Origin of the sequence: Candidatus Lokiarchaeum ossiferum (assembly GCA_025839675.1) — an archaeon.
In the GTDB taxonomy this organism is placed as follows: Archaea; Asgardarchaeota; Lokiarchaeia; order Sigyniarchaeales; family Promethearchaeaceae; genus Lokiarchaeum; species Lokiarchaeum ossiferum.
Genome location: CP104013.1, coordinates 1,123,808 through 1,150,283, shown reverse-complemented (window position 1 = coordinate 1,150,283; position 26,476 = coordinate 1,123,808). Strand labels below are relative to the sequence as shown.

17 protein-coding genes are annotated in these 26,476 nt (G+C 32.8%); 6 read left to right on the top strand and 11 right to left on the bottom strand.

The window, feature by feature from the left end:
• Window positions 1–96 precede the first annotated feature (96 nt).
• The 7 genes from NEF87_RS04635 to NEF87_RS04605 form a co-directional block, all read right to left on the bottom strand.
• Complete coding sequence (locus NEF87_RS04635) at window positions 97–888, bottom strand: SDR family oxidoreductase (RefSeq protein WP_457918858.1); 792 nt, start codon at window positions 886–888, stop codon at window positions 97–99.
• 1 nt (window position 889) lies between these two features.
• Window positions 890–2,620, bottom strand: coding sequence for an aldehyde ferredoxin oxidoreductase N-terminal domain-containing protein (locus NEF87_RS04630; protein ID WP_457918857.1), 1,731 nt, complete (start codon window positions 2,618–2,620; stop codon window positions 890–892).
• 89 nt (window positions 2,621–2,709) lie between these two features.
• Window positions 2,710–3,666, bottom strand: coding sequence for a DMT family transporter (locus NEF87_RS04625; RefSeq protein ID WP_457918856.1), 957 nt, complete (start codon window positions 3,664–3,666; stop codon window positions 2,710–2,712).
• A 74-nt stretch (window positions 3,667–3,740) separates the two neighbouring features.
• The gene (locus NEF87_RS04620) at window positions 3,741–4,778 is read right to left on the bottom strand and encodes a DUF2804 domain-containing protein (protein WP_457918855.1); all 1,038 of its coding nucleotides are present in this window, start codon (window positions 4,776–4,778) and stop codon (window positions 3,741–3,743) included.
• An 82-nt stretch (window positions 4,779–4,860) separates the two neighbouring features.
• On the bottom strand, window positions 4,861–6,951 hold the full coding sequence (locus NEF87_RS04615; RefSeq protein ID WP_457918854.1) for a PAS domain S-box protein: 2,091 nt from the start codon (window positions 6,949–6,951) through the stop codon (window positions 4,861–4,863).
• A 146-nt stretch (window positions 6,952–7,097) separates the two neighbouring features.
• Entirely contained in the window at window positions 7,098–9,281 is a 2,184-nt protein-coding gene (locus tag NEF87_RS04610; protein WP_457918853.1) for a hypothetical protein, read from the bottom strand.
• Window positions 9,282–9,351: 70 nt separating this feature from the next.
• Complete coding sequence (locus tag NEF87_RS04605; RefSeq protein WP_371805229.1) at window positions 9,352–9,927, bottom strand: flavin reductase family protein; 576 nt, start codon at window positions 9,925–9,927, stop codon at window positions 9,352–9,354.
• A gap of 228 nt (window positions 9,928–10,155) precedes the next feature.
• Here NEF87_RS04605 and NEF87_RS04600 point away from each other — a divergent pair, with 228 nt between their 5' ends.
• Window positions 10,156–15,891, top strand: coding sequence for a right-handed parallel beta-helix repeat-containing protein (locus tag NEF87_RS04600; protein WP_457918852.1), 5,736 nt, complete (start codon window positions 10,156–10,158; stop codon window positions 15,889–15,891).
• On the opposite strand, the gene NEF87_RS04595 is transcribed toward NEF87_RS04600, so the two are convergent.
• From NEF87_RS04595 to NEF87_RS04585, 3 genes are all read right to left on the bottom strand, one after another.
• The gene (locus NEF87_RS04595; protein WP_457918851.1) at window positions 15,876–16,094 is read right to left on the bottom strand and encodes a hypothetical protein; all 219 of its coding nucleotides are present in this window, start codon (window positions 16,092–16,094) and stop codon (window positions 15,876–15,878) included. The two genes, NEF87_RS04600 and NEF87_RS04595, sit on opposite strands and share 16 nt — an antisense overlap.
• A gap of 105 nt (window positions 16,095–16,199) precedes the next feature.
• On the bottom strand, window positions 16,200–17,102 hold the full coding sequence (gene nadE / locus NEF87_RS04590) for an NAD(+) synthase (protein WP_457918850.1): 903 nt from the start codon (window positions 17,100–17,102) through the stop codon (window positions 16,200–16,202).
• A gap of 1,514 nt (window positions 17,103–18,616) precedes the next feature.
• Window positions 18,617–19,393, bottom strand: a complete 777-nt coding sequence (locus NEF87_RS04585; protein WP_457918849.1) for an MBL fold metallo-hydrolase — start codon at window positions 19,391–19,393, stop codon at window positions 18,617–18,619.
• A 292-nt stretch (window positions 19,394–19,685) separates the two neighbouring features.
• On the opposite strand from NEF87_RS04585, the gene NEF87_RS04580 reads away from it, so the two are divergent.
• The 4 genes from NEF87_RS04580 to NEF87_RS04565 all read left to right on the top strand — a co-directional run bounded on the left by NEF87_RS04580 (window position 19,686) and on the right by NEF87_RS04565 (window position 23,904).
• Window positions 19,686–20,897, top strand: coding sequence for an acyltransferase family protein (locus NEF87_RS04580; RefSeq protein ID WP_457918848.1), 1,212 nt, complete (start codon window positions 19,686–19,688; stop codon window positions 20,895–20,897).
• 303 nt (window positions 20,898–21,200) lie between these two features.
• Window positions 21,201–22,442, top strand: a complete 1,242-nt coding sequence (locus NEF87_RS04575; RefSeq protein ID WP_457918847.1) for a hypothetical protein — start codon at window positions 21,201–21,203, stop codon at window positions 22,440–22,442.
• Between the two features lie 161 nt (window positions 22,443–22,603).
• A complete protein-coding gene (locus NEF87_RS04570; protein ID WP_371805222.1) occupies window positions 22,604–22,849 on the top strand; it encodes a hypothetical protein in 246 nt (81 codons plus the stop codon).
• A 251-nt stretch (window positions 22,850–23,100) separates the two neighbouring features.
• Entirely contained in the window at window positions 23,101–23,904 is an 804-nt protein-coding gene (locus NEF87_RS04565) for an EFR1 family ferrodoxin (protein ID WP_457918846.1), read from the top strand.
• Window positions 23,905–24,040: 136 nt separating this feature from the next.
• Here the strand turns inward: NEF87_RS04565 and NEF87_RS04560 are convergent, their stop codons facing one another.
• Window positions 24,041–24,658: a hypothetical protein gene (locus tag NEF87_RS04560; RefSeq protein ID WP_457918845.1), complete on the bottom strand. Its 618-nt coding sequence runs from the start codon at window positions 24,656–24,658 to the stop codon at window positions 24,041–24,043.
• A 167-nt stretch (window positions 24,659–24,825) separates the two neighbouring features.
• On the opposite strand from NEF87_RS04560, the gene NEF87_RS04555 reads away from it, so the two are divergent.
• Window positions 24,826–26,220, top strand: coding sequence for a two-component system sensor histidine kinase NtrB (locus NEF87_RS04555; protein ID WP_457918844.1), 1,395 nt, complete (start codon window positions 24,826–24,828; stop codon window positions 26,218–26,220).
• Window positions 26,221–26,476 lie beyond the last annotated feature (256 nt).

Genomic DNA, 26,476 nt, shown 5'->3' with positions numbered 1-26,476 from the left:
TCTTTGGATAAGATATCCTATTATATTAGAAGAAAACCGAAGTAAAAAAAAAGATCCTATTGTTCCTTTATGAACCATATGGGAAAATAGATTTCATCACAAAGCGGATTTTACAAAACCACCATCGATAGCGATCTCTTGACCAGTGATATAGGTATTTCGACCAGAAATTAAGTATGCTGCTAAGGGAGCAAATTCTTCGGGCTCACCCAATCTCCCAATTGGGATATTCTGAATCCAATCTTGTTCTACCTCATGAATGCTTCGTCCCGTTAAACGAGCCTTATTTTCATTCAATTTTATTAGTCGTTCAGTTCGAGTGGGACCGGGCAATAATGTGTTAATTAGCACATTATTTTTACTAATTTCGTTGGAAAGTGTTTTTAGGTATCCTATGACTCCAATTCGAGTTGTATTAGATAATCCCAACCGATCAAGAGGTTGTTTTGCAGAAACGGATGTAATCGCAACAATTCTTCCATAATTTTGGCCTTGCATTGATGGAACAAATAATTTGCAGATTCTGATAACAGATAAAAGGTTTGTATTTATAGCAGATTGCCAAACTTCGTCATCATGGTCTAATAACATACCTGGAGGTGGTCCTCCTGCGTTTAGGATTATTCCATCAATTTTCTCAAATTTCGACATAATTACGGCATGCAAGTTTTGAATCGATTCAAGTTGTGCTAAATCCGCTTGAATAATAGTCGGTTTGATTCCGATATCTTTTTCAATTTCTTTTGCTGCAGATTCTAAGTTTTTGAGAGATCGGGAAGCTAATATTATATTAGCTCCTTCCTCTGCAATTAGTTTTGCACAAGCAAAACCAAGCCCCTTGCTCCCACCCGTAATAAGTATGTTTTTTCCTTGCAATAGTAGATTCATTTTATTCCTTCTCCACCACTAAATCATCCCAAAATCGATCAATTTCTGGTTGTGGGATATCCCATATCCTTGTGTCTATCTCTTCTAGTTTTTCGGTTTCCATGAAAGAAGGTAATCGTTCGGTTTTTTTTAGTCCTGCAGTTATATTATATTTTTCTTCCATTAACAGCCATTCTTTTCCCATAGAAATCAAATCTGTTGTTTCAAGCTCCCATCCGTATTTAGCATTTAGCAATTTTACCAAAATTGGAACTGTTTCAAAGGTAGGTCCCACGAAATAACATTGTCCCATTGCATCCAGCAACATTGTAAATATTTGAAGGCCTTGAGAAAGTTCTACTTTATGGTCTCCACTATGAAGTTCCCCATATTCTTTTTGTGGGTATGGTTTACGGCCTGCGATGGCGGCCCCTGCTGTATGATCGGCACCCATTGGTGAAGTTAGATACGTTACTCCCATTCCTTTGAAAGTTCGGGGATCATAACCTGAAATACCTTGACCCTTTACTTGAGCGACTCGTGTGATATTGTATTTTTCTCCCACCGCGACTGCTCCATTTGCTATAACAATGCTGTCGGGATCTTTTAATTCAAGTTTTTCCAGGATTTCAATAACTGAAATAGAATCTCCCCATTTTATTTTGCCTGTTTCCATATAAACACCAAATGCATTCCCGATTTCAATGGTATCCAACCCATAATCATCGCAGATATGATCGATTTTGCTTAAATGCTCAATATTGTTTATGAGTAAGTTAGATCCATTCAATGCAACGGTTTCATATTCTAAACTTGAGGTTAGATGTTTTCCATTGCTATCACAGACCAAGTTCGAACATTGGATCACACACCCTGGACTACACGGAATACCCGTTTTTCCATGGTTGGTTTGAATAAAATCAAAAACTGCTTCAGCAGAAATTTTATCAACATCCTCAAATGCACCTCTTCGAAAATTTTGAGTGGGTAAACCATGCATTGTGTTCATAAAAGTTAGTCCAATGAGAGTACCGAACTTGGAAAAGTTCCTTTTACTTTTGTAAAGTGTTGATCCCCACTCTTTTGCTGCGCTTTTGAATGCTTCCTTATTAGAATAAGAAATTAAATTTGCTTTAGCAGGAATTACAACTATTGCTTTCACTTTCTTTGATCCCATTACTGCTCCCAATCCTCCTCGACCTGCATGGCGGGAAGGATATCCTTCCAAATCTGTTGAGGCAATGGATGCGGCTTTATAAAGGCGTTCTCCTGCAATCCCAATGGAAAATAGACCGATTCTATCACCATATTTTTCTTGGAAATGTTTATTCAAAGCATAATTGTTCATTCCAACAAGAGATTTATCCATGATTAGTTCAATTTTTGAGTCATGACATAATAAATAACTCCACTCCTTTGCATGTTCTTCCAATATTATTGCTCGAATATCTTGATGGCTCAATAATGCGGGGGTTCGACCGCCAACATTTGATTCTTTTATACCATTAGTTAATGGGCTTTTAGCTCCTATCGAGATCCTTCCTGAACAAGGGGCTAATGTCCCTCCCAATAGTCCATTGGCAAATATCAATTTGTTTTCAGAATTTAATGGATCAATTTTGGGAGGTACTTCATCACATACGATTTTCGAGGTAAGGCTACGACCTCCAAATAAATTGAGAGGGTGCTCTTTCGAAATACTCTCTGTATTTATTTGATGAGTTTTTAAATTCACGCGGATAATTTTTGGCATTTCCCTAATAGTAATTAGGTTGAAATAACCTTTTAAAGTTAGTTTGAAAGTGAAGAAGAAGGAGAAGAAAAAGCAAAAAGTGATTAAATTTACTCTTCTTGGGTGATTTGAGGTCCATTAAGATCAATTGGTCCATCAATTGGTTTAGCTCTTTCAATTGAAATAAAAATCCCCAGAATAATAATAATTCCTCCTATGATAGTCTGCCAATTTAAACTCTCATTTCCTAACACTGCAAAAAAGGTTGCAAAAAGAGGTTCCAAAGCAAAAATAATCGCAGTTCTGGTGGAATTAACATGACGTTGTCCAAAAGTTTGAGTTAAGGTTGCAATCATTGTAGCAACTACTCCCATGTACAGCATTATCCAAAGATTTCCTAGAGTAAAAATTTGTGATGATAGATCTCCAAAAATCTGATCAATGGGTTCAAAAATAAAAGAAACTATAAAGGAACAGAAGGATAGCAAGAAAACTAAGATAATAGAGAATCCAATTGTATCTACGTGCTTTAAGTTGTTATCCAAGTAAATTATGTACAAAGCATAGAAGACATCACAAATCAAAACTAAAATATCTCCTAATTCAATTGAATCGAATCCTCCGAAGGTCATGATTGATACTCCTAAAAGAGCGAGTACAGTACTAATCCATATTTTTACTGGAACTTTTTTCTTATAAAAAATAGCAATAAAAATTGGAACCATGATTACATTTAATCCCGTTATAAATGCCGATTTAGTTGCAGTGGTTAATTTAATCCCAATAGTCTGAAGTGCGAAAGATGCCCACACCAGAAAGCTGGCAATAAAGGCAATTTTTAATTGTTTTATGTCAATTCGTTTTAAATGGGCTAAGAAAGGCAAAAAAGCAAGAAATCCAATTAAATACCTCACTCCCATATAAAACATCGGTGGTACAACTTGTGTGACGGTGTTAGTTATGATAAATGTTGTACCCCAGAGAATTGTTGTAGTAACTAGAAGTAATTCTGAGATTCTTTTTTGTTTAGATGTCGATCCCGAGGGCGTTTGAAGAATATCAGTCATGATTTGTGAGAAAATTACAAAAAATAAAAATTTTTCCTAAAATGTGGCAACGAAATTTATCCTAGCCTATAATTTTACCAATAATTTAAGACATCTTCGGCAAATCCAAGAAAATCTTTAATTTCTAGTTTAGTCCCATCATCCAAGATTACATGACCTGAAAAGTGTCCAAAAGTTTGATGTTGCTCAGAAACGATTAGCCATAAATTAGTTTTACTATATCGATCCACAGCAGGTGTAAAATTTAATTCAAACCTTCCATCATTGCTAGTGAACCTCCACGGTTTCATATAGTCGGTTGTGTCAATTTCAAATGTCACTTCATCTAACTTATGGGCTTTTCCCTTGTAAAAGATCATATTTTCAGAAGCGGGACTTCGATCACTAAAACCATATCCAATATTCCAGCCAAAAAGTTCTCCATTTAATTCACCTGATGCACTACCCCAGTACCATCGATTTTTATAAGTCCAGTTTCCTCGTCCCCAATCCAGTCCAGCAAAACTTGAGTCTGGTGAAAATTTATAATCATGATCTCCGATGGTAACGGTCCCTTCCGCTCGCATACAGTTTATTTTCTGATTATAATAAAATTTTTTAGGCTTATCTTTCCATGAAGTCGCAATTACCATAGTATCCATTTCTGGTTCTTGCAATAATCTTAGTTCTCCTTTTAATCCTTTTTCTCCCCGCTTATTTTCAAAGTTAGGGCACGATATTTTTAGTATACGTGTATTATCATGAACTTCAAAGGATATGTCTATTTTTTTATCCTTAAAACTTACATTTCCAGATGTGGATGTAGAAGGAAAATTAGTTTTTCCTTTCGGAAGAATAGATAGTGTATCTACTTGGGTTGTTGTATTATTTTGAAAATCTAACCACGCAACTGCATGCATACCTGCATATCCCAAATCAGACATAGTAAATGTAATGCCATAATCTTCATTCAATATATAATAATAATCCCATTCTTTGATTCGATGCCAACCCGCTTTGATTTTAGTTCTATCGTACTTCCAAAGTAGTTTTGTCGCATAACCTGGTTCTATTAGGTGCCCCTTATTATCTAATAAATCCATTTGTGTTGTGATTCTATGTTGAGTCCCCATATCTTAGAAGATGATCTAAGGATTTTTAAATCTTCTATTTAAAATTCCACAAGAATTGTGAAAAAAACTGTCTAATGTATCCTTACTCGGAGATATCTTCAAATATCTCGCAAATTGAAACCAATTCATTATCAGCAAGGGGAAATTCACGAAAAATAATTTTTTTAATCGTTCCATCTTTGCATGTAATATTCTTAGGTTGATATTTTTGCTTCCCTGCCTTAATATCAATCCAATAATCATAAATGGACTGTCGATATTCCTCATTTGGATATGCTAAATTCATCCAAGCTTCTGTATTTGGTATTTCTTCCAAAGAATAACCAAAAAGTTTTTGAAAAGCAGGATTGAGATATAGGTGATTTCCATTAGTATCTGAAATCGCTATAGGAAGAGGAATTTTTTCTGCGAGAGTCCTAAATCTCTTTTCCTTTTTAACCAAAATTTGTTCAACTTCCTTTTGTTCTCGAATATCTTGAACTATATTTGCAACAATGGTCGAATTTTTATCATTACTTGATAGTAGAAAGATATTCTGAATTGAAGGAACAAAATGATTTAAAGCTGTTTTTATTGTAATCTCGCCCATCCATTGCCCTTCTTGCATTACTAATGGAATAATTTCTTTCGTTACTAGTCGTTTATACTCTTCTGAATAATATTCATGAATATTTCCCTTGAATAAATCTCGGGGTGTATGTATTTCACAAATTTTCAAAATCGCCGGGTTAAGATATTTAATATTTCCTTGTAAATCATACATTACAAAACCTAAATCGGAAGTATCAATCAAGCGTTTATAAAGTTCTAATTCATTCTCGATGCGCTTTTGATCGGTCACATCAATTACAGATGTTAAAACATATTCACTATCGTTGCTAGAAAAGGCTTCCATGGAATATAATCCAATTCTTCTTTCTCCTGCACCCGTTATGAAGGGTAGAATCAAGTAAGAAATCCTCCCTTTTTCATCCAATTGATTAGAAATAATTTTCATCTGATCTTGAGACCATGGGACACCAAATTCTTGTAAAGAATGTCCAATAACTTCCTCTTTGGGAAGCCCAATTGCATTTAGGAAGCTTTGATTAACCGAGACAAATTTATAATCCTTGCGGGAGGTTATAATCATCAGATTCTGATTTGAATAGAAGGCTTTTTCAAACATCTTTTCAAGTTTTTCTTTTTCAAAAAGAAGTTCTTTTTCATGAAACACTTTAACTAAAATATTTGCTATGGTTTTAAGTAATTGAATATCATGTAATTCCCACATATTGTTTTCAATTTGAGAATCTAACCCAATGAAGCCATACATTTTGTCATTTTGTATTAAGGGGGCACATAAAAATGAGTTTATTTTCAATCTTTGGAGAATCAATCTCTCATTTATCGCTTTTTGGGATATTTTCTTCGTTGTAGGAATATTGATGATTTCTCCTTCGGTGAGAAGGTTATAAAACCTATTAAAATCCTTGATAGAAATTGTATTTAAATCTGGCTGAATTGAACTGAATCCCTTTGAGATCCATTCGTGGGATAACGAGAATTGTTCATTGGAAGGTTGGAAAAGAAATAAATAACTCCTGTTTGTATTGGTAAAAACCCCAATATTGGCAAGCAGATCTTGAATTTTTTCATCTAATTGATCCAAATCTATATTTAGGAAGGTGGTTGAGATTTCTGTAATAAGTTGTTCCATTGCAATACGATGCTTTAGTTCCATCTGCATAATGCGCTTTTCTGTCACATCCTTTCCTATACAATATAATCCAACAATTTTTCCTTGCTCATCTTTAAGCAATTCTAAATTCCATCGAACTATAAATTTGGTTCCATCTTTTGCGACCAAAAAATATTCCATCACTGAATCAAATGTCTTTCCAGCCAGAAAATCTTCAAATTTTTGTTCATATATTTTGATTTCAAGAGGTGGAAGAAACTCATTAAACCAATTTTGGCTCAATATTGCATCTTGATTCACACCGAGCATGTCACATGCAAAAGTGTTCATAAAACATACCTTTTTATCTGAATCCAACATTACCACCAAAAATCCCGGAATATTATTGACAATTTCGGCTTGAATTTTAGCAATCCATTTCAATCGACTTTGAAAACTAGAATCTGCCGCTGAAAAATCTTGTGTGGTGTTTTTATTTGGTGTTGGTTTCATACTATCCCTAATGACCCTTTGTTCTTTGAAAATAAAAATTCATCTTTAATCCTCAGATATTTGGAAAAATTTGTCCAAAATTGACAAAATCTAAGAAAAAATTATGTAAAAAAACAATAAAAAATAATAGCGTAAATTGAATTTGTTTAGGGAGAACTGGAAGTAATAAATCCTTTTTTCCGCAAGAAGATTATTACTCCCGCGATACCTCCCACTAAAACGATTGTCCAAACCGTGGTGCGTCCATTTTCTTTCCATGTTCCATCATCGTTAGGAAGGTCTCCTTTCCCTTCAGAAAATAGTTGAACTGTGTAGGTTGAAGTCATATGGTTTATCGTTTCAGTGAAAATCATTGATTGCAATACCCCTTTTCGATCAAACACAATTTCGTATTCTGCTTCCCAAACTCCTTCTTCCCACGACCCCGAGATTGTGTTACCTTTTTTAGAGAAGTATCCTTCAGCGGTTAAATTGATTAATTCATCAAAACTAAAATCTAACTTATCTTCTGGAATAAGAAAATTCAAATATGTATCGGAATTCATTGGATCAATGTAATTTCGAGAAATTCCTGGACGATCAAGTGGTTTACATGAAGAAATCATCTGTGTGTTGCTCCATTGTTTTGCACATGGTACCCAAGAATGATATTTGTAATCGACAAAATCTGATCCTAAATTTCTTCCAATATCCACAATTTCATACATATATCGCCAAGAACTTTCTGTGGAACGTTTACAATCTGTTTGTCGGTCGTACTCATAGGTTACGGTTGAATCATAGATGAACCATTGTTCTGCTTCAACCCCATATTTTCCTTCCGTTGTATTATATTCTTGTAAATTGATTGTATATACCGGAGATCGCCAAGTTCCAGTACCTCTGGTTCCATTTAACAAGAATCCATATGTGATCTCAATAAAATATTGAAAATTTCCCCACATACCTTCTTCATTAGTAAATAAATATCCTTCCTTTCCATATATTTCTCCTGATGTGAGATTGGCACCTCCTTGATACCATAACCAAAAGAAATTACTATTTCCAGCGGGACCTTCTATCTTTCCGATTGATGGGCTGATCCAAGTAAAATTTTCATAGGTACTTTGAACTTTGAAAGTTCCATTTAAGTAAAAATCGAATTCACTGTCCATAAATAAGGTTTGATTCAAAATACTTATGGTAAAATTGGGTTCGATCCGATAATATGTTCGATTTACCCATATTTTACATTCTTGATAACCTGTTTCATTTCCTACCCACATGCTAACATTATAGTCCATTCCATTTTGAAATGTTATTGGATAGTCTTCAAAATCGAGAGATTGGATTTTTCTCCAATCAATTATCTCTTTATAACATGTTCCATCTGCATAGGTCTTATAAATGGGCTCGATTTTCCATTTCAAGGTGGTATTCACATTATTCACTTGTAGTATAATATCTTCAGGTTCTTGATCTTCCCAATTACTGCACTCAAAATAGACGTATTTTGTATCTGCCTCACATCCATAATCAGTCACCATTCCCCACATATTCTGAAATTCATAAGGTTTTGGTAAAATTGTAAAAGTTCGATTGCGAGTTGTGTTAGAAATGCCTCCAATTACCATAGTCATGTTATAGAGATAAGTACTATTAGTATCTAATCCAAAATCTTTGATGAAAAAGAATTCTTCTTCATATTTATCCCAATTCATTTCCTCGGATGTACCATTAATTGTAACTGCGACACTTTGCACGTCTACACAAGGATTTAAATGAGTAAAAGTGAATCTATAAGTGTTAGTGTACAGCTTAGTTCTTCCTGTAGAATAACTTATTGGATCAAATACATTATCCGGAAGTGGGATGGATACATTTGCATTGAATGTAGAATTCGTTGATTTGACATTAGTGCCGAGTTCTACAAAAAATTGACAAGTATAATTATTATCTGGTAAATTTCCCAAGACCGTTCCAAAATAAATTCCCGATTTTATATCGTTTGGAAGAAGTGAAAGTGTATTTCGTCCTGGATCAATAAACATGGGTGATAATTCATATTTTTCATTATTCATCATAGCATAAACTAAATCGGGCATTGATCCTGATGGGGAAGCAACCATAACATAAAGCTTGAGATAATCTCCATTAGATTTACCAGAATAATCTGCATGCCCTCCAATTTCAGGAAAAGTAAAATCAAATGTTGCTGCAGCTTGTGATTTTGGCAATAAATCATCTTGCTCTATTTTTGATATTCCATTTGATGAAAGTGAAGAGAAACTCACCATGAATATTAAAAATACTGATATAACTGTAGAAAGTTGTTTTGTTCTGTTATTCACAATTTAACCCTCGTGAAATATAGGTCATCATGATTTAAGTTTTTTTTTTACTGTCGAAGGACTTGAGTAATTATGGATGCTTTTTTAAGTAATTTTTTCCCATTTGATAAGATCTGCCTATCACCTTTCCTATCGTTCTGTAACTTAAATCCATGAATAGCGTTATCGGGTTGACTTTGTCTATATTTAATTTCTCTTCTTCCATATAGATCTCATCAGCGTAGATATTCTCTACTTTTGCCATGAATACATCATTTTGTCCGACTCTTTCTATCTTGTGGACTTTACATTCCATAGTGACTGGAAATTCTTCAATCATGGGTGCTGTCTCTAGATCCCCGATAAAATATTTGAAAACCTGTGATTTATCTGTTTTATGACCCGATACCATACCTACATAATCCAATTTCTCCAAATTATCTTCATTTGGGATGTTAACACTAAATGTCAAATTGTCTATAATTCCTTGATTCAAATAATGAGTGTGTACAGAAGCGATGTAAACGTGTAACGGGTAGGCACAAAGGATGCCAAAATCTCCTAAAGGGGTGTAGGTTGGTTTCTGATTCACAAAAGTTCCTGCCACAATCGCTGGATGAGGGGCTGCATAGAAATTATATTTATTTCCAAGTTTTTTTTTTACCATATATTTTTTGTAGGGATATGTAATATTAATATTCCCAGTAGGGTGTCTTGAATTAGATTCTCTTTTTCCAGATGTCTTTCTAAACTGAATTCTGATATAATTTTTTTTTCAATTTATTCAAATTCTAAGTAAATTTAGCACTAAGAATAGTTTCCTCTTAAAATATGTTAATTCTGTCAATTTGTAAATATAAAAACACTAAAATATTAAGAAGATCCAAATTGCTTTATGAAATTATTTACTAAATTATCACTAAAAAAGCACTATTGTTTTATTTTATCCTACCTAACTATAGTTATTATCCTTGGATTTTGTGCAAATTCTTTCAAATCTCGTTTCGATAGTTCTGATCATGGATTTGAACAATTTAAAAATCAAATTCAACCTAAATCTTCTATAAACTGGGAGTTTACCAATTTGGAAATTGATGGAGATGCTACGGGTATTGGTGCTAAAAACTGGTCTTGGGCTGTATCTCAGGATTGGTGTTCCGGTTCTGGTACTCAAGGCGATCCATATATAATTGAGAATGTTACTTTAGAAGATCTTGCATTAAATGATTATAAAGGGCTCTATATTCATGATTCTAAATCACATTTCATAATTCAGAATTGTGAGATTATCGGATATGAATATACATATTATTACAGAGATGGTGGTATTTTCTTTTCAAATGTTACTAATGGGATCTTAACTAATAACAAATTCAATGACAACTACCGAGCAATAAATTTCTATGATAAATGTGAAAATATTACGATTAGTAGTAATAATATTACAGGTAAAAGTACACAAAACTATTATGGGATTTATTCAACATCAAATTTTAAAAATATTACCATTTTCGATAATATATTCAAACATGTTTATGATGCACTCCATCTAACTGGTTGTGAATTATCAAACATTACTCAAAACACGATGGATACTCCAAAAAGAGATGGAATTCATCTAATAAGTAGTAATTTCAATAATATAACAGATAACACCATTTCGAATGCAAATAATAATGGAATAATACTATCTTCTAATTGTTTGGAAAATAATATTACATATAATTCTATCTCAACTTCCTTATATTCTGGAATATCTATCAGGAGTAATTCAAATTACAATAATATATCTTTCAATTCAATTAGTGAAAGTACAATTTTTGGGATCAGAATATCAAGTTCGAGTTTTTTGATAATTGAAAGTAATACTTTAACTGAATCAGGTTTGGGGATATATGGGGCAAGAGGTTCATCTTTTGATATTGAATACTACACCCACACCATCGAAGATAATTTTGTGGATGGAAAGGAAATATTTTATTTTAAAAATCTCGCAAATTTAACTGAACTAAATTATACAAATGCCGCTCAAATATATTTAATAACATGTAATGATTCGATAATTTCCAATCAAGATTTTTCATATACTGATTACGGTGTTGTGTCGATTGAATGTAAAAATATATCAGTTATCGACAATATTATATCTGACTCATACTATGATGGGATTTACTTTTATAAGACGATAAATAGCAATATCTCGAGTAATAATATCGATGGTATCCAAGGATATAATTATAATAGCTATGGGTCACCTGGTTATGGTATTTATTTAGATACCTATTGTGAAAATATTACGGTTGAATTAAATGATCTGAAATATTGTCAAAATGATGGATTGCATGTTGATCGATATTGCATAAATACAACTGTGGTTGGTAACAGCATTAATTATAATACGAACTATGGAGCTTCCTTTACTTCTTATTGTCAAAATATCAATATTTCAAGAAATGAGATCAGTAACAACGGAGGCCAAGGAATACATTTATCATATTTTGATAACTGTGAAATCTCGAGAAATCAAATTAATAAAAATTTATATGGAATCTCAGGAGCTGCTATATCCTATAATTTGGCAGAAAATTTAACAATCTTCAACAATAACATTTCAGAAAATACTCGTCATGGAATCGAATTATCTACTTCTAAAAATGTATCAATTCATTCTAATTTGGTTTCTAAAAATGGTGGAAATGCATATTATGGAGTTAAGTTTAATACAGGTTGCTTAGAAGTTAATATATCTTATAACAAAATTTTTGACAACAATGATTATGGTTTATATCTTTCATCATGTGAATTTTTTTTTATTGAGGATAATAATTTTACTAAAACTGGTTTCGGCATAGAAGGAACTCTAACAAACAAAAACCATTACACCCATTTCTTTAATTTAAACAATTCAGTTGATAATAAATATATTTATTATTATGTTGATGAAGATGGATTATTACCAGAGGATTTTTCAAATGGAGGTCAATTATATTTGATTAATACAAATAATTCTATTATTGAAGATCTTGATATTACCAATCGTCAATATGGAATATTTCTTTACAAATCAAATTACCTTGGAATAACTAACTGCAATTTTACTGGAGCAATTTTGAATGGAGTTTATCTCTATTATTCAAACAATAATAATTTCACTCTGTGCAATATAACTTACAGTAAAAATCATCTTGTGCACCTCAATCAATATTGTTCATTCAATAATTTTCAAGGAAACAATATTTCAAGAGCCAGGAACAGCTATAGCGATGGAATTTACCTTGATAATTATTGTAATAATAATTTAATTGAAAATAATATTTTTTCGCAAAGTATTGGTTCTTATTCACAAGGTATTTCACTTTTATCCCATTGTAATGGAAACATTTTGAAAAAAAACGTCATATCGGATAATAAGTGGGATGGGATATATTTCCAAGATTATTGTAATTTCAATTATATTATTAGTAATTCATTTATGAGAAATAATCGGTATGGAATTTATTTTCTTGATGAATGTCAATACAATGAAATTTCAGATAACAACGTGTCAGGAAATTATGGTATGTTTTATGATGATGAAAGTAGTTTTAATCAAATTCTTTACAATAATGTAAGCAATACTCAGTATCATGGAATTTATATTGAGACTGACTCAATAAATAACTCCATATATTATAATACGATTTCACATAATGGACTCAATGGTGCGGCGGATTATGGCTATGGGATTTATATTAATGAAAGAAGCGATTCATCCTTCATTAAATGGAATAATATATCCTATAACAACTTACATGGAATTTGGATTGATGATGATAGCGATTATTGTCAAATTCTTTATAATAATATTTCATACAACAACCAACATGGAATTTTCCTTCATGATCTCTGTGATTCCAATGAAATTTATAATAATTCAATTTCATTTAACTCAGAATATGGGATTAAAGTGGAAAGCAATTGTGATTCTAATGAGATTATCAATTGTAGCATTTCTAACAATACAGCATTTGGAATTTATATAATCACTGATTGTCAAGACAGTTTAATTGTTTCTAATTATATTTGGAATACTACAGGGATTGGAATTGGATTATATGCAAATGCGATATCTAGTGAAATTTATTTCAATAATTTTTCATCTAATGGATTGCATGCAGTTGATGAAGGCTTTCTAAATTTATGGGATAATGGTACAATGGGAAATTACTGGGATGACTTTGCTGGAAATGATTGGGATGATGATTATATTGGTAATATGTCATATTATATATTGCCCAATGGGGAAGATCGTTTTCCTATTTGGTGGGATGGTTATAACTTACAACCAAAACCAAATATTTCATCCACGGGCGATGTATCCTATTATTTTGGGTACACGGGTTTTAGCATCAGTTGGAATGCTAATACTACTGATCCCAACTATTACAATATAACTCGGAATGGAAGTATAATTGCAACAGGGTTATGGGAGAACAATATTCCGATACTAATTAATATTGATTCATTACAAGTCGGAATTTATCAGTATACGTGCTTTGTAAATTCAACGCAAGGTGATTTTTCAAGTGATAGTGTTCTGGTTACAGTAATTCGCACACATCCTATAATAACAGCCACAGAAGATGTGGTGTTCAATGTTACAGAGTTTGTTAATCCAATTATATGGTCGGTAAATACACCTCTAGAAGATACTGCGTTAATTTATCGGAATGGTTTATTAATTGAGTCTAATACATCATGGAATAGTGATGAACCCTTTATTATCGAGATTGCTGACTTAGATCCAGGAATATACACTTTTGAACTCTATGTTAATTCCACTTCAAATGAAATTGCATATGACTCCATCACTATCACAGTATTAGAACCTCCTCCCACAATTTCACATCCTGAGGATCGTTCCTATATTGTTTTGAGTTTAAATAATAATATCACTTGGGTAGGGACGTCCCCAATACCGGATCATATTAAAATTTTTAAAGACAATATTCTGATTTTTGAGAATCCTTGGAATTCTTCAGAAAATATCATTCTCCCCATTGATGGTTTAATGCCAGGTGTATATCTTTATGAATGTTATCTAAATACAACCACTGGAAACGTTGTTTATGATGCGGTAATTCTTACAGTCTTAGAACCAAATATGGAGATAAGCCATCCTCCAGATAAATCTTTTCTTATAAATCAGATTGGTCAAAACATAACCTGGGTGGGAAACTCTTTAATACCTGATAAAGTTAAAATCTTGAAAGATGGAGAAGTAATATTCCTCGATAATTGGACTTCTTCGCTTGACATTTCAATCGATCTTGATGGATTAATCGCTGGTTCGTATCTTTATGAGTGCGTCCTTAATTCGACGAGTGGAATGATGGTATATGACTCCGTTGTAGTAATCGTTTTAGACCCTGCTCCAACCATTTCTCAACCACAAGATGTGGTTTTAGATGTGAATCAGACTGCTTCAACCATTACTTGGTATGGAAATTCTCCTAATCCTGGAAATGTAATTATTAAACAAAATGGGGTTATCATCTATGAAGGCGAATGGCAAAGTGGCGAACCAATTGCTATCAACGTGAATAATTTAACTGTAGGTACCTATTTATTTGAGTGCATTCTCGTTTCTGCTTCCGGAGTTAGCGTTTCTGATAGTGTTTTAATTGTGGTTGAAGATCCAAATGCAGATATTGGTACTGGAGATAGAACAGAAAATCGAGGGAATGCAGCACTTTGGTGGATTATTAGTATTTTAGCTGTACTTCTAGCTGGCTCAATATCTACTATTGTATTTCTCATTTGGAGACAACGGAACTTCGGATTATATGACAACATAACACCTGAAGATATTTCCAAAAATGCTATAGATGAAAATAAAGTGATCTTGATGACCGATAGCGATCGTCAAATTCTTGATGAAGTCTCTCGAAGGCAAGAAGTGCCAAAATCTCAGGAAAAAAAGAGCAGATTCAGTTTAGGAAAATTGAAACAAAGTTCTAAATCTCATCAAAAGAAGTTTTATTCTCCCAAAGATTTGGAAAAACCATCTAAAATAAATGGAATTGGACCTGAATCTTCAGTAACCAAAAAGAAATCTATTTTTAAGGAGAGTAAACAGAAAGATATGCCTGGTGATTCTAAAATTGAAAAAAATGAAGATAAAACTCAAATTATTCGACCTCCTCGATCCAATAAAGTCGCTGATTTCTCCAATCCAGAAGAGAAAATTGGTATAAATACAATGGAAGCTAACAACGAAATACAGATAATACCTAAAAAATCGAAAGGAGATAATAATAGTTCTAAAAGTGATTCGATCTTTAAAGAAGAACTTAGTGCTGCAAAACAAAATCTAAAGGATCTTGCAAACACAACAAATCTCGTTGAGAATAAAATTCCCTCTGAATCTGAAAACCTCAAGATAGAAAATAAGACCGAATTGCAAAACAAAACGATGACTGAAAAAAAATCTCAAAAGCGGATAATTACCAAAGAAGATACTGCATTTAAAAAGAAAATTTCTAAGAAAACTTCAAGAAAAACACAAGTAAAGACTGCAAAACAAACGGTTAAGAATACAAAAACAAAAAAAAGTTCTAACTCGAACTCAAATGATCACAATTCAAAATAGTTCATCTTCCTATTTTTTTGTACTTTTGGGTCCTTCCGTCTACAACCATCAGTAAGATCATCGGTAAGTGCACACTCCGATAAATGGCTAGTCATATTTGGAAGTATTAAGGGTAACCCAAAATTCATCCTAGTTCTGGTTAAGACTAATGTAATTAAAATGCTGGCAATAATAGTTCCAGCAAAATTAGATCCATTTGACATTTTTTCATCTTGTAAATTAAACGATTTGTGATAAATCAATTATGGGGAATAACAATTATTAATCATTTCCTATATATAATCAATTTTTATTGTCAAAAACAGTAATTATAGATGGTAGGGAATTTCCCTCATACATTGAGAATTTTTCCATAGCTGATCGATAATCTCGACCCTCGATTTATCAAATTTCTCAAACAACTTCTCCTTAGGTAATCCATTTTCAAGGTTGAAAAGAATTTGATCTACTAAAGAAAATCCTCCCAATAAATCCCCTTTATTTAAATCCCCTGGAATTATATCTGGATCTGCTCCTTTAAATCGAATATAGTCTGGTATTTGTAAATATTTCGCTAATGGATCCAATTGAGATCGATAAACATGAATAATTGGCATGATATCTGCACAATGATCAATTCCCCATTTTGAAAAAGTTCCTGTTAACCATTCTGTACGATTCGCAGCTCCGACAACTGCATAATTTAAAAAGTCTGCATATTTGTAAATGAAAGTCATCCTCATTCGATGCTTAGTCATTGCATATGCATTTGCTCGAGCCATCCAAGATCTTGGCCTATAGGAAAAGCGATCCAATAATAGATGGGCATCTCCATCTGATAAAAATCGCTTTTTTCCTACTTTTATTAACAATGCACGGAGTTTTTGAGTCGGAATGAAACGCAGAGGCAATAAACGATATGTTCCACTCACTCTCAAGGGACCATTTATTCGCCTTTTCATTAACTTAATTCCCAGATGATTTGCTAATTGTTTCGCGTGACGTTGATGGATGCTTTTACTATCTTTTTCTGGCATGTTTAACAATTTTACTTTCGATAATCCCAAACTTCTCACTAGTAAGGTTGCAGTAACAGCAGAATCTAATCCTCCGCTAAGTCCAATTATTGCACCATCCTTCTTCAATCGTTTTAATGCATTTTTAATAAAGATTTCAATATTTTGGGTTATTTCGGAAAGATTTGTTGAGTCAAAAATCGGAATTTCTTGCATACTCATCCAATCGTTTTCAAGTCAAAAAATGATATGAATGGGTTTCATTAGAAATTAGTAAAAATGCTTTTTAATTCTGAATTTCTAACTTTTTTTGGGAAAAAGAAGGTGTATGTTTTATTTTTTATTGTAGGTTAAAATGTGTCCAGCACAAGGATTGATGAAAAGGATATATTCCTTGAATAATGAGGATTGCAGGAAGTGGGGAGAAAAACTAGAAATACTGTTTATTGCTAATTTGATTCCAGATTGATGGGGTATTTTTTTTCATTGTAGTGTGGCATCTCCTGTGTTATAGGTTGTAGTTTTTTAAAAAAAATCAGAAATATTGAGTTCGGTTTGAGACAAAGCTCCAGACATTTTCGGTTCGGGAAGTTTTTAAATTTGTGTTCACGGTAGTTCACTTTGTTTTTTTTTTTGTGTATCTTTGAAAAAAGGGGTTTTAATAGAAGCGGGGATTAGGAGCAACTAATTCCCAGACTTTGATATTTTGTGTTGTGTGATTTTTTCGCATTTTAGATGTTCTCCAAGGGTATTTTTGAAAAAAGATTAGTAGTATTGGGTTCGGGTTGAGACTAAGCTCCAAACATTTTCCGTTTTTTGAGTGTGAGTTTTCATTTTTTAGGTTCTCCAGGGGTTGTATGTGTGAAAAAAGTTTAGTAGTATTGGGTTCGGGTTGAGACTAAGCTCCAGACATTTTCCGTTTTTTGAGTGTGAGTTTTCATTTTTTTTGCACCGCATTTTTTATGTATTAGAGATGTGTTTCTAATTATATTAAGGTGTATCTAATATATAAAGGTATGTATTTTTAGTGTGTATCACATTTTTAGTTTTGTTTAAAATATCTCTAATTCACTTAAATGAAGAAAAAATCAACCTAACCCTATAATTTGGGAATAAATCGTCATAGATTAATTTTATGCTTCTCCTCATGGTTGGTTTGTCATTTTATATTTGAGTAAAATTCGATTTTTCAAAAAGAGTGTGTATGATCAGTCTAAGCTTTTACTTTAATCCCCTGTCTACAAAAAAAGGAATTTATCATAACAAAAATGCAATATTAAATCAAACTTGCCTTAGAATAGAGATTTTGGTTACTTTTTCGAATTTATAACAGGTTATTTACTTCTTTGTTGGTAAAAAGGATTTCTCCTCAAATTATTCCGACTATAATTAAGACCATCTCCGAAATTACTGCTCCTTTTTCAGTTTGGATGGCAACAATTGCATTGCCCATAGTTGTGTTAATTTCAAAAATAAGTGAAATCAAAAAAAAGTAATTCTCCCCCATATTTATCGGTTTTACTTTTTTTTGCTTCCCTCTTTTTTATAAAGTCGCTCTCCCATGTCCCCATCTCCCAGAATACCTTCCAACCTTGATTTATAGCTAATAAATTGGATAGTATTTCTTGGTTGTGATAATTATGTTGGTCAGAATTACCTATGAAGGATTTGATTATTAAAAATAGAAAAAAAAGGTTAGAATGTTATTATTCCAGATTCTTTAATACACTTCAGAATACATAAAGTGTGGTCTTATGTATTTTTAGATCTGGATATTGGGTAGAACACCCTGCAACAAATTCATCGAAAGTTTCGGGGTAAGGACCATAATGAATTGGTATGACATGTGTAGGTTGAATTATTCCAACAGCTTCTAAAGAACCTTCCGTTCCCATATTTGAGCATCCCCATCCAATAGGAAGAATGGCGATATCAATTTCACCTGCTATATCTTCATATTCGGGAATGCAAGAGGTGTCCCCCGTCTGAAGAATGGTATATTCCCCAATAGTAAATATATACCCACACCAATTATATGATTTAAGGTGTCCCATGTTCGCCGTATTTATATTATATGCGGGAATGGCTTCAAAACTTATTCCACCTGCTGTTCCTGTATAATTGGGAGCCACGCCAATTACTTCATGAGTTGCATTATTTGCAGTGAAAATATCAGTACATGATGTGGGGGCAACAATTATTGTTGAATCTTTCTTAATTCTATCAATAACATCTTGATCGTAATGATCTCCATGAGGATGTGTAAGAAATATTATATCTGCTTTCTTTTTATCATACTTTGAATCTATTGCATATGGATCTACATAGATCCGAGTATCGCCTGTTTCTATCATAATTGACGACATCGCTTCTTCTTCACCTGAATCCATAAATGTTATTTTAATATCTGCTGAATTCAAGGCAATTACTGTAGTTAAACCTCCAATTAATGCTATTCCGAAGACTGACATTAAAATTATTGCTAATTTTTTTCGTGTAATATTCATTTTTAAAACCTCCATAAAATAATACTACCCATTATAAACTTAACTCACCATTTAAAGAGTGGATAAAGGTTTTTCCTTCTTGGTCATCTTTTTTAGAACCATGGATTCCAAATATTGCATAAAATCGTTTGAATCATAAAAATGGTGCTAATTTATGTGAATAAAATTTCATTCTCGTTCAACATTCTTTATAATCAGAAGCATCTAAATAGAATAGAATATCAAAGAGCCCTCAGGAAATACTTTCATTGGGCGCCTATTCACGTTACCGTTAATAAGAGGTTTTCAAAAAATGAAAAAAAAAAATTTGATTGAATTGGATATCCTTCGTATCATCTGTTGTTTAGTTGTCGTTGTATTAATCCATATCCCAAATAATTATGGTTATACTTTTTATGTAGACTTCAGCACTTACACGGGTTATCTATTCCATACTCTAGGAATCAATAACTCAATGAGTGCTTTTGTATTTATCTCTGGATTTAGTTTATTCCTTAGTAAAAACAATAGAAATTTAAATTCTCCCACAAAAATTGGACAATTTCTCAAAAAACGTTTCCTACGCATTTTTCCTCTCTACTGGATTGCCTTAACTATTTATTTTATAATATTTCCTTATTTTGAAACAAGTTTCATTTATGGGGTGGCTCATGTTTTTGGACTCCAAATATTCTTTGCTCCCCTTGGAGGAGATCCGATTTGGACCATTTGGTTTATAGGAATAATTGTTCTTTATTACTTGATCTTTATATTTCTGAGTTATTTGGATTCATTAAAGAAGATTATTCCTGCTGCAATAATTATTGAGGGCATTTTTGTTGCACTTAATTTACTCTTCGGGATTGTAGAATATCGGTTCTTCCAATATTACAACTTTTTTATTTTGGGAATCATCATCGCTAAATTTTACACTTCGAATGAATTTGAAAAATTGAAGGAAAAACTACTTAGTAAGAATAAAAATGGATTTATCTTTCTTGCTCTAATTATTGCCTTGGTGTGTCTACCAGTATATTTCTTAACTGCAAACCTCGCGTATACTTATCTCAATGCACAGCATGGTACTCCCCATATTGTTTTTCTTGTAATGCAACAAGCAGGATTCTTTGAAATTGCAATTGCAGTAATTCTTATGAATTTAATCGCTGTACTGTTCATAATGTCTTCTTTATCCATCCTCTATTTAGTGAAACGATTGTTGTTCAGGATTTTTAAAGAAAAATCTGTCCAGAAGATCTTTTCCACTCTCGGATATACAACATTTGGTGTTTATCTTTTTCATAGGCCCTTGCTTATCCTTTTTTCAGAGATTATAACAAGAATCTTTAACATTAATCTATTCACTAAAGCTAATTTGTGGATCGTTTTGTTGTTCGTTCCATTTATCTTTTTGGGCTCATATTTTGTGCAACGAATTGTTGATTGGGGCGTAGCTTGGTGTGTTGCATTTCCAACTCGAAAGAAAACAGACATGACCATCGAAGCTGATCCTATTGCTTCATGAAATTTGTTCTGATTATTTTATTTCCTTTTTTTGTTCCATCTTCAATTAATAAAGATTGGTTTAAAAAACATCGTTGAAGTGGAATCTTCTTTAGATTTTTTATTGTGTTTAAAATTTGATAGTGCTTTTAAAAAATTCATTGTTTTACATTGAAAATAAAACCATAGATTTTAGTAGAAAAAATATTGGAATCAAGCTATTATTACAAGGAATCATTTGATTTTGTGAGACTCCATTAATTTTCTTAATAATTTAGAATGTTTTATTCTACTTTTGGAGTTTACAAAAAAAAAGTGGTATAGTGTGGATACAAATCAACTAAAAATAAAAATTGTAACTCTGTTTTTCTTCTCAATCTTATTTATTTCTGTTGTGAAACTTACTGACTCAGAAATGTGTGGGACCGAAAAAAAACAGTATTTTGTGCATGGTAGCCCTTCTCTAGAAGATGATTGGGCTGAACCAAATGATAATCAGGGAGAAGCCTATGTCTTAAACTATGGATTTCATACCAATTTTGTGTGTTTAAATGATGATTGGTACCAACTTGGGATGCTCCTCAATCATGAGAGACTAACCATCGATTTACGATATAATAGTTCGTCTTCATTAAACCTTGAGTTATTTGATGAAGCTTCTAACCTCTTTGTTTACAATTTGACCGAACAAACATGGGGAAAATCTCTTGTTTTTATTGCAACTTCTGATATTTCTATGTCTTATCTTAAAATCTCCGGATCCACTAATGATTCATATGATATGGATGTTATAGTAGATGGTAATAATTTTAATCCTATGACACCATCTTTGGAGTGGATTGCTTTTTCCGAAGGCTCTTGGGCAGAATGGGATGCAAAATTCACAATTATTGATTCAAATGGCGGAGAAAATCAATCTGAAGGTAAATTGCGGGGTACTATTCAATCAATATCTTTAACAGATTTTTCGGTTGCCGTCGATGCAGAAATGCTATGGGAAGGGATGCCTGATGCCTATATGATGCCAGAAGATGACGAAATGCCCGAAGATCTCGAATTAAATGAGACGGGTGAAATATTTCCCTCATCCTATCATTTTGATATTAATCCTGAACATCAGGCGAATCCTCCTTACTTTGGTTTTGCATCTCCCTTTATGGGATCGAATTTTCAGTTTAAGGAATTTAATCCACTCTTCACAATGCCGGATACATCCTATACAATCGGTGGTGAAGGTAAATCTGTTGTTATTGAATATAATGGCACCGATGCATATTATTTCAAAACTATAGCAAATTATTCTGATGAGGGGCTTTTAACTCATTTGGGGATGGAACAGACAGATGTTGATGAAAATAACGTAACTACTCAAACATATAAGATGGAACTGTTGTTATCTGACAGTGATCTTAGTGAAAATTTGGATAACCTTTCCAAATCCGATGATAACGGCTTAGGTTTTGATTTGGAAAATATTCCCGGATATTCCTTCGAATTCCTATTGGGAATATTTGGAATCTCTCTAATCGCGATCTTATCCTTCCAAAAATTGAAAACTCGGCATTAATTCGTATTTCCTAGGTTCTTTCTTTTTTATTTTTTTTGATTCATAATTCTGGACTTTAATGTAAAAAACATATTATTTCAATACTTACATGATAAAACTGGAAATTCTATGGCGAATTATTCAGATAACTATTTAAATTAGGTCGTATTAACCCTACAAAAATGGCGTATCGTATTTTATCCATTATTCAATCCCTATTTATAGCGGTTTGTGGAGTGTCAGTGCTGGATCTTGGTTTAGCTTTTGATGATCTTTTAAGTGATGCAACAAGCGGGTTTGGCTTTAATGAGTTGCTATTTGGCAATTCTGAAACCTTATGGTGGAGTTTCATGTCTTTTTGGGCTTATTGTTTCTTTGCAGTTGCATTATTGCAAATAATCAAAGCTATCACATATAAAAAAGATTAAACTTCTGCTTTTTTCCTTTTTTTATTAATTTGTCCCCTTTTGTCGTTATTTGTTCAATCTTTAGAGATTAATAATTTTCCTTCATCTTGCGTAAAATGGGGGCTATTTTCCTTTTCTATAATTGCGGAAAAAAAAAGATGCTGCATACCAACTCATGGGAGGTCGATATAATTTGATAGGCTTCTTCCTCTCAAAATATTGCGGGGAAATGGACGGGAATAGATATATCTTTTCTTTTCTTAGTAATTTATATGAGAATTGGGCTCATTTATTTTTCTGGGACTGGAGGAACTGCAAAAATTGCAGATATTTTTGGATCTGAGCTGAAATCCGCAGGCCATATTGTGTCTTACTTGCGAATTAAGCGGAATTTTCACCCAGATCTCCAAACATACGATCTGATAGGTATTGGTTCTCCTGCTTATTCATTTCGAGCCCCAAGGTTCGTAACCCAGAACCTCAAACATTTGTCTTTGGAAAAAATCCCTTTTTTTGTATTTTGTACAAGCGGAGGGATGCCCGGAAATACTTTATGGAATTTGTATAAAGCAGTGGAACGAAAAGCGGGGCTCTTTTTAGGCTATTTTGAAGTGTCAATTACCACTAACCTTCGTTCTTGGATGCCTCGAAACACATTGTCCGCCCCCAATCAGTCCTTTTTACCCCCAATTTCCCAAAGCAGGTGTAAAGAATTCATTTTTCGAATTCTTTCAAAGCAATCTGATCAAGTTGTTGCTGAAAAATCTCCCAAAAAAAATGGGATTATATCTCTATGGTCAATTTTTTTAACAAGAAGGTGGCAGATGGCTGCAACTGTGGGAATCAAACGTTTAAATAAAATAAAATGCAATCAATGCACTCTCTGTGCTCACCAAATTTGTCCTTCTGGAGCGATTCAAATCAGCACGAGTGGATATCCAAGATTTAATGAGTGGAGATGTGTTGGATGTAATGGATGTGTTAATCTATGTCCTCAAGATGCGATTTGGTCTTACCAAGTCCGAAATCATGCCCAATATAATCCATTTCAGAAATATATCTTAAAAAAAATGTAAAAAATTACAAAAAAACTGTTATTGAGAATAGGATTTAAAAAACCAAAGAAATAAATTGCTAACACAATGGAACACGAAAGATGGGTCTTAATAACAAGAGCAAGGTGTTCGTCTCGCTGAAAAATCTTTCAAGCTACTATTTTTTTCTGAATATGTAATGGGCGGCTGCTTTTTTGAATCCAATCCCTTTATTAATTGACAAAAGATACTCCAAATTGATGTTTAGCCCTTCCTTTTTAGGTCTAAAATAGGTCTTAAGATTTTCCGAGGAGTAATAGAACTTGTTATTTCTGCGATTGATAACTGCAATGAATTCAAAATCTGCATCCCAATTTGCAAATTGAGCATCTCCATGAGAATTATTTACCAGAAGTAGTCCACCTTTTTTAAGATATTTCTTACAACTTCGCGAAATTAATCCGGCATATTGCGAAATGAGTAAATCAAATGTTCCTACCTCCTCGTGCATTAGCGTATTATAATCATAAGGATAGAATCTATAACAAAACTCCTTCGAATACACTTTTTTCTGTTCTATTATTTTTTCAAAACTTTTATCGGTAAAAAATTTCTTCGCTTTTTTATCCATATCAATATAGACAACTTCTTCAAAATAGAAGGATGGTGAGATATGAATGTAACTCCCAGGATATATTGCTTTTTTTATCTCAAATTTTTGGGATATCACCTCAAATAACCCTTGTCTTTGCATCTTATTTTCATAAATTAAGTATTCATTGAACGAATCTTTCATTTTCCTATTCCTCACTCCATTTATCCTCTATTCTACTGAACTTAAATCCTTAGCGTACTTTATTTCCAATGATCTACCACAAAACTGTTTTAGAATAAAAAGAACGTGAAAATTTTCCTAAAACAATATTATATAAATCCAAAAGTATAATTGCCATATGTTAAGTGATGGTTGAAGGAACGGGAATTATTCTTACTAACTTGATTATTATTGTTGTTGCGGATATATTAATGACCAAAGCGGTCTTTACCATGAGACGGGATCTTCTATTATGGATGGTCGCTTACTATATGCATACCATTGGTCGTGTGTTTGCCTTAGTCCACAATTTATTGCCTGAGATGAACATTTATGAGTTAAATGTTATTTTCTCCGGATTAGCAGTGCTAATTTTCATCATTTCTTCAGTTCGGGATTATATGGACATTTATGATATCAAATTAATGAATTTAAAAAGTAAAAACAAGTCAAAAGGTTTGAATTTAAGCATCTGCTATTTCTCTATATTTACTCTGAGTCTAAATATTGGTTTTGCTGATGTTTTTCGTTTTTTTATTTCAATTATTGTTGAATTGATAACTATTCTGCTATTAATTCTCGCAATTTGGTCGTTATTTAAGATCTCTCAGAAGAAACAAAGTCCTACCTATAAATTTTTCATGTATGTATTGATTATTGGCCTCTTTGACATCATTTATACAGTGCTTTCCGATTTTGATGTTAGGTACGCTCATGAAATCATGTTAAGCTTAGACTTAATCTTAAATCTTTTCCTGCTTATCGTACCTATTATCATTTCCATGGAACGGGAAATTTTAGTTCAAGAAACATACTTGCAGGAAGAACAGATTCACAATCAAAAACTCGAATCTCTCGGATTATTAGCTGGAGGCATCGCCCATGATTTTAATAATTATCTCACTTCCATTCTTGGGAATACCTCCCTTTTGAAGCTAGAAATCCCCGAAACCAATGAAAATTATGAAATTGTTGCGGAGATTGAAAATGCTGCAAATCGTGCTAGTGAATTAACGCGTCGTTTGCTTACATTTTCAAAGGGGGAGGCTCTTCAAAAAAGTGTGAACGATACTGAAAAATTAATTCGAGAATCAACCAGTTTTACCCTTCGGGGAAGTTCTGTGTTGGCAAAATATGAAATTTCGCCTTCTTTATGGCCAGTATATGTGGATGCGGGGCAAATTAGCCAAGTCTTACAAAATATCGTGCTGAATGCCATTCAAGCTGTTGATAAGGGAAGTGTTATTGAAATTCTGGCCGAGAATAGTGTAATTTCCTCTAACAACTCACTGGGATTGAAAGCAGGAGAGTTTGTGAAAGTCTCGATTAGAGATCAAGGAGCTGGGATTCCACCGCAAAATCTTCAAAAAATCTTTGACCCCTATTTTACAACGAAATCAACGGGTACGGGATTAGGATTGTCCGTATGCTATTCTATTATTAAGAAACATGAGGGTGCTATAACTGTGGAATCGGAAGTCCATAAAGGAACGACTTTTTCTTTCTACTTACGACGATACAACGATCCAAATCAACAAAAATAACTATCCTTGGAAAAAATTGAAATTGAAATTGAAGGTGAAAAATCCTTTATTCAGAATTCCTCAGTTAAAAATATATCTTACATACCATCATTGCTCCATTTTGATAGAACTTATCAATTTATGTCATTGATATCATTTCTAATAATCATTTCTGAGAAAAAATAGTGTGATATCGCAACCAAGTGGCTTTTTTCTGATATTAAATAGCTATTTATATCACATAGACGAAATATGATACATTGTTTTATGCTAGTAA

Excerpts from the sequence above, each read along its gene's own strand:
- NEF87_RS04635 (WP_457918858.1), bottom strand. The coding sequence starts at position 888 with ATGAATCTACTATTGCAAGGAAAAAACATACTTATTACGGGTGGGAGC.
- NEF87_RS04630 (WP_457918857.1), bottom strand. The coding sequence starts at position 2,620 with ATGCCAAAAATTATCCGCGTGAATTTAAAAACTCATCAAATAAATACA.
- NEF87_RS04625 (WP_457918856.1), bottom strand. The coding sequence starts at position 3,666 with ATGACTGATATTCTTCAAACGCCCTCGGGATCGACATCTAAACAAAAA.
- NEF87_RS04620 (WP_457918855.1), bottom strand. The coding sequence starts at position 4,778 with ATGGGGACTCAACATAGAATCACAACACAAATGGATTTATTAGATAAT.
- NEF87_RS04615 (WP_457918854.1), bottom strand. The coding sequence starts at position 6,951 with ATGAAACCAACACCAAATAAAAACACCACACAAGATTTTTCAGCGGCA.
- NEF87_RS04605 (WP_371805229.1), bottom strand. The coding sequence starts at position 9,927 with ATGGTAAAAAAAAAACTTGGAAATAAATATAATTTCTATGCAGCCCCT.
- NEF87_RS04600 (WP_457918852.1), top strand. The coding sequence starts at position 10,156 with ATGAAATTATTTACTAAATTATCACTAAAAAAGCACTATTGTTTTATT.
- NEF87_RS04595 (WP_457918851.1), bottom strand. The coding sequence starts at position 16,094 with ATGTCAAATGGATCTAATTTTGCTGGAACTATTATTGCCAGCATTTTA.
- nadE (WP_457918850.1), bottom strand. The coding sequence starts at position 17,102 with ATGCAAGAAATTCCGATTTTTGACTCAACAAATCTTTCCGAAATAACC.
- NEF87_RS04585 (WP_457918849.1), bottom strand. The coding sequence starts at position 19,393 with ATGAATATTACACGAAAAAAATTAGCAATAATTTTAATGTCAGTCTTC.
- NEF87_RS04580 (WP_457918848.1), top strand. The coding sequence starts at position 19,686 with ATGAAAAAAAAAAATTTGATTGAATTGGATATCCTTCGTATCATCTGT.
- NEF87_RS04570 (WP_371805222.1), top strand. The coding sequence starts at position 22,604 with ATGGCGTATCGTATTTTATCCATTATTCAATCCCTATTTATAGCGGTT.
- NEF87_RS04565 (WP_457918846.1), top strand. The coding sequence starts at position 23,101 with ATGAGAATTGGGCTCATTTATTTTTCTGGGACTGGAGGAACTGCAAAA.
- NEF87_RS04560 (WP_457918845.1), bottom strand. The coding sequence starts at position 24,658 with ATGAAAGATTCGTTCAATGAATACTTAATTTATGAAAATAAGATGCAA.
- NEF87_RS04555 (WP_457918844.1), top strand. The coding sequence starts at position 24,826 with ATGGTTGAAGGAACGGGAATTATTCTTACTAACTTGATTATTATTGTT.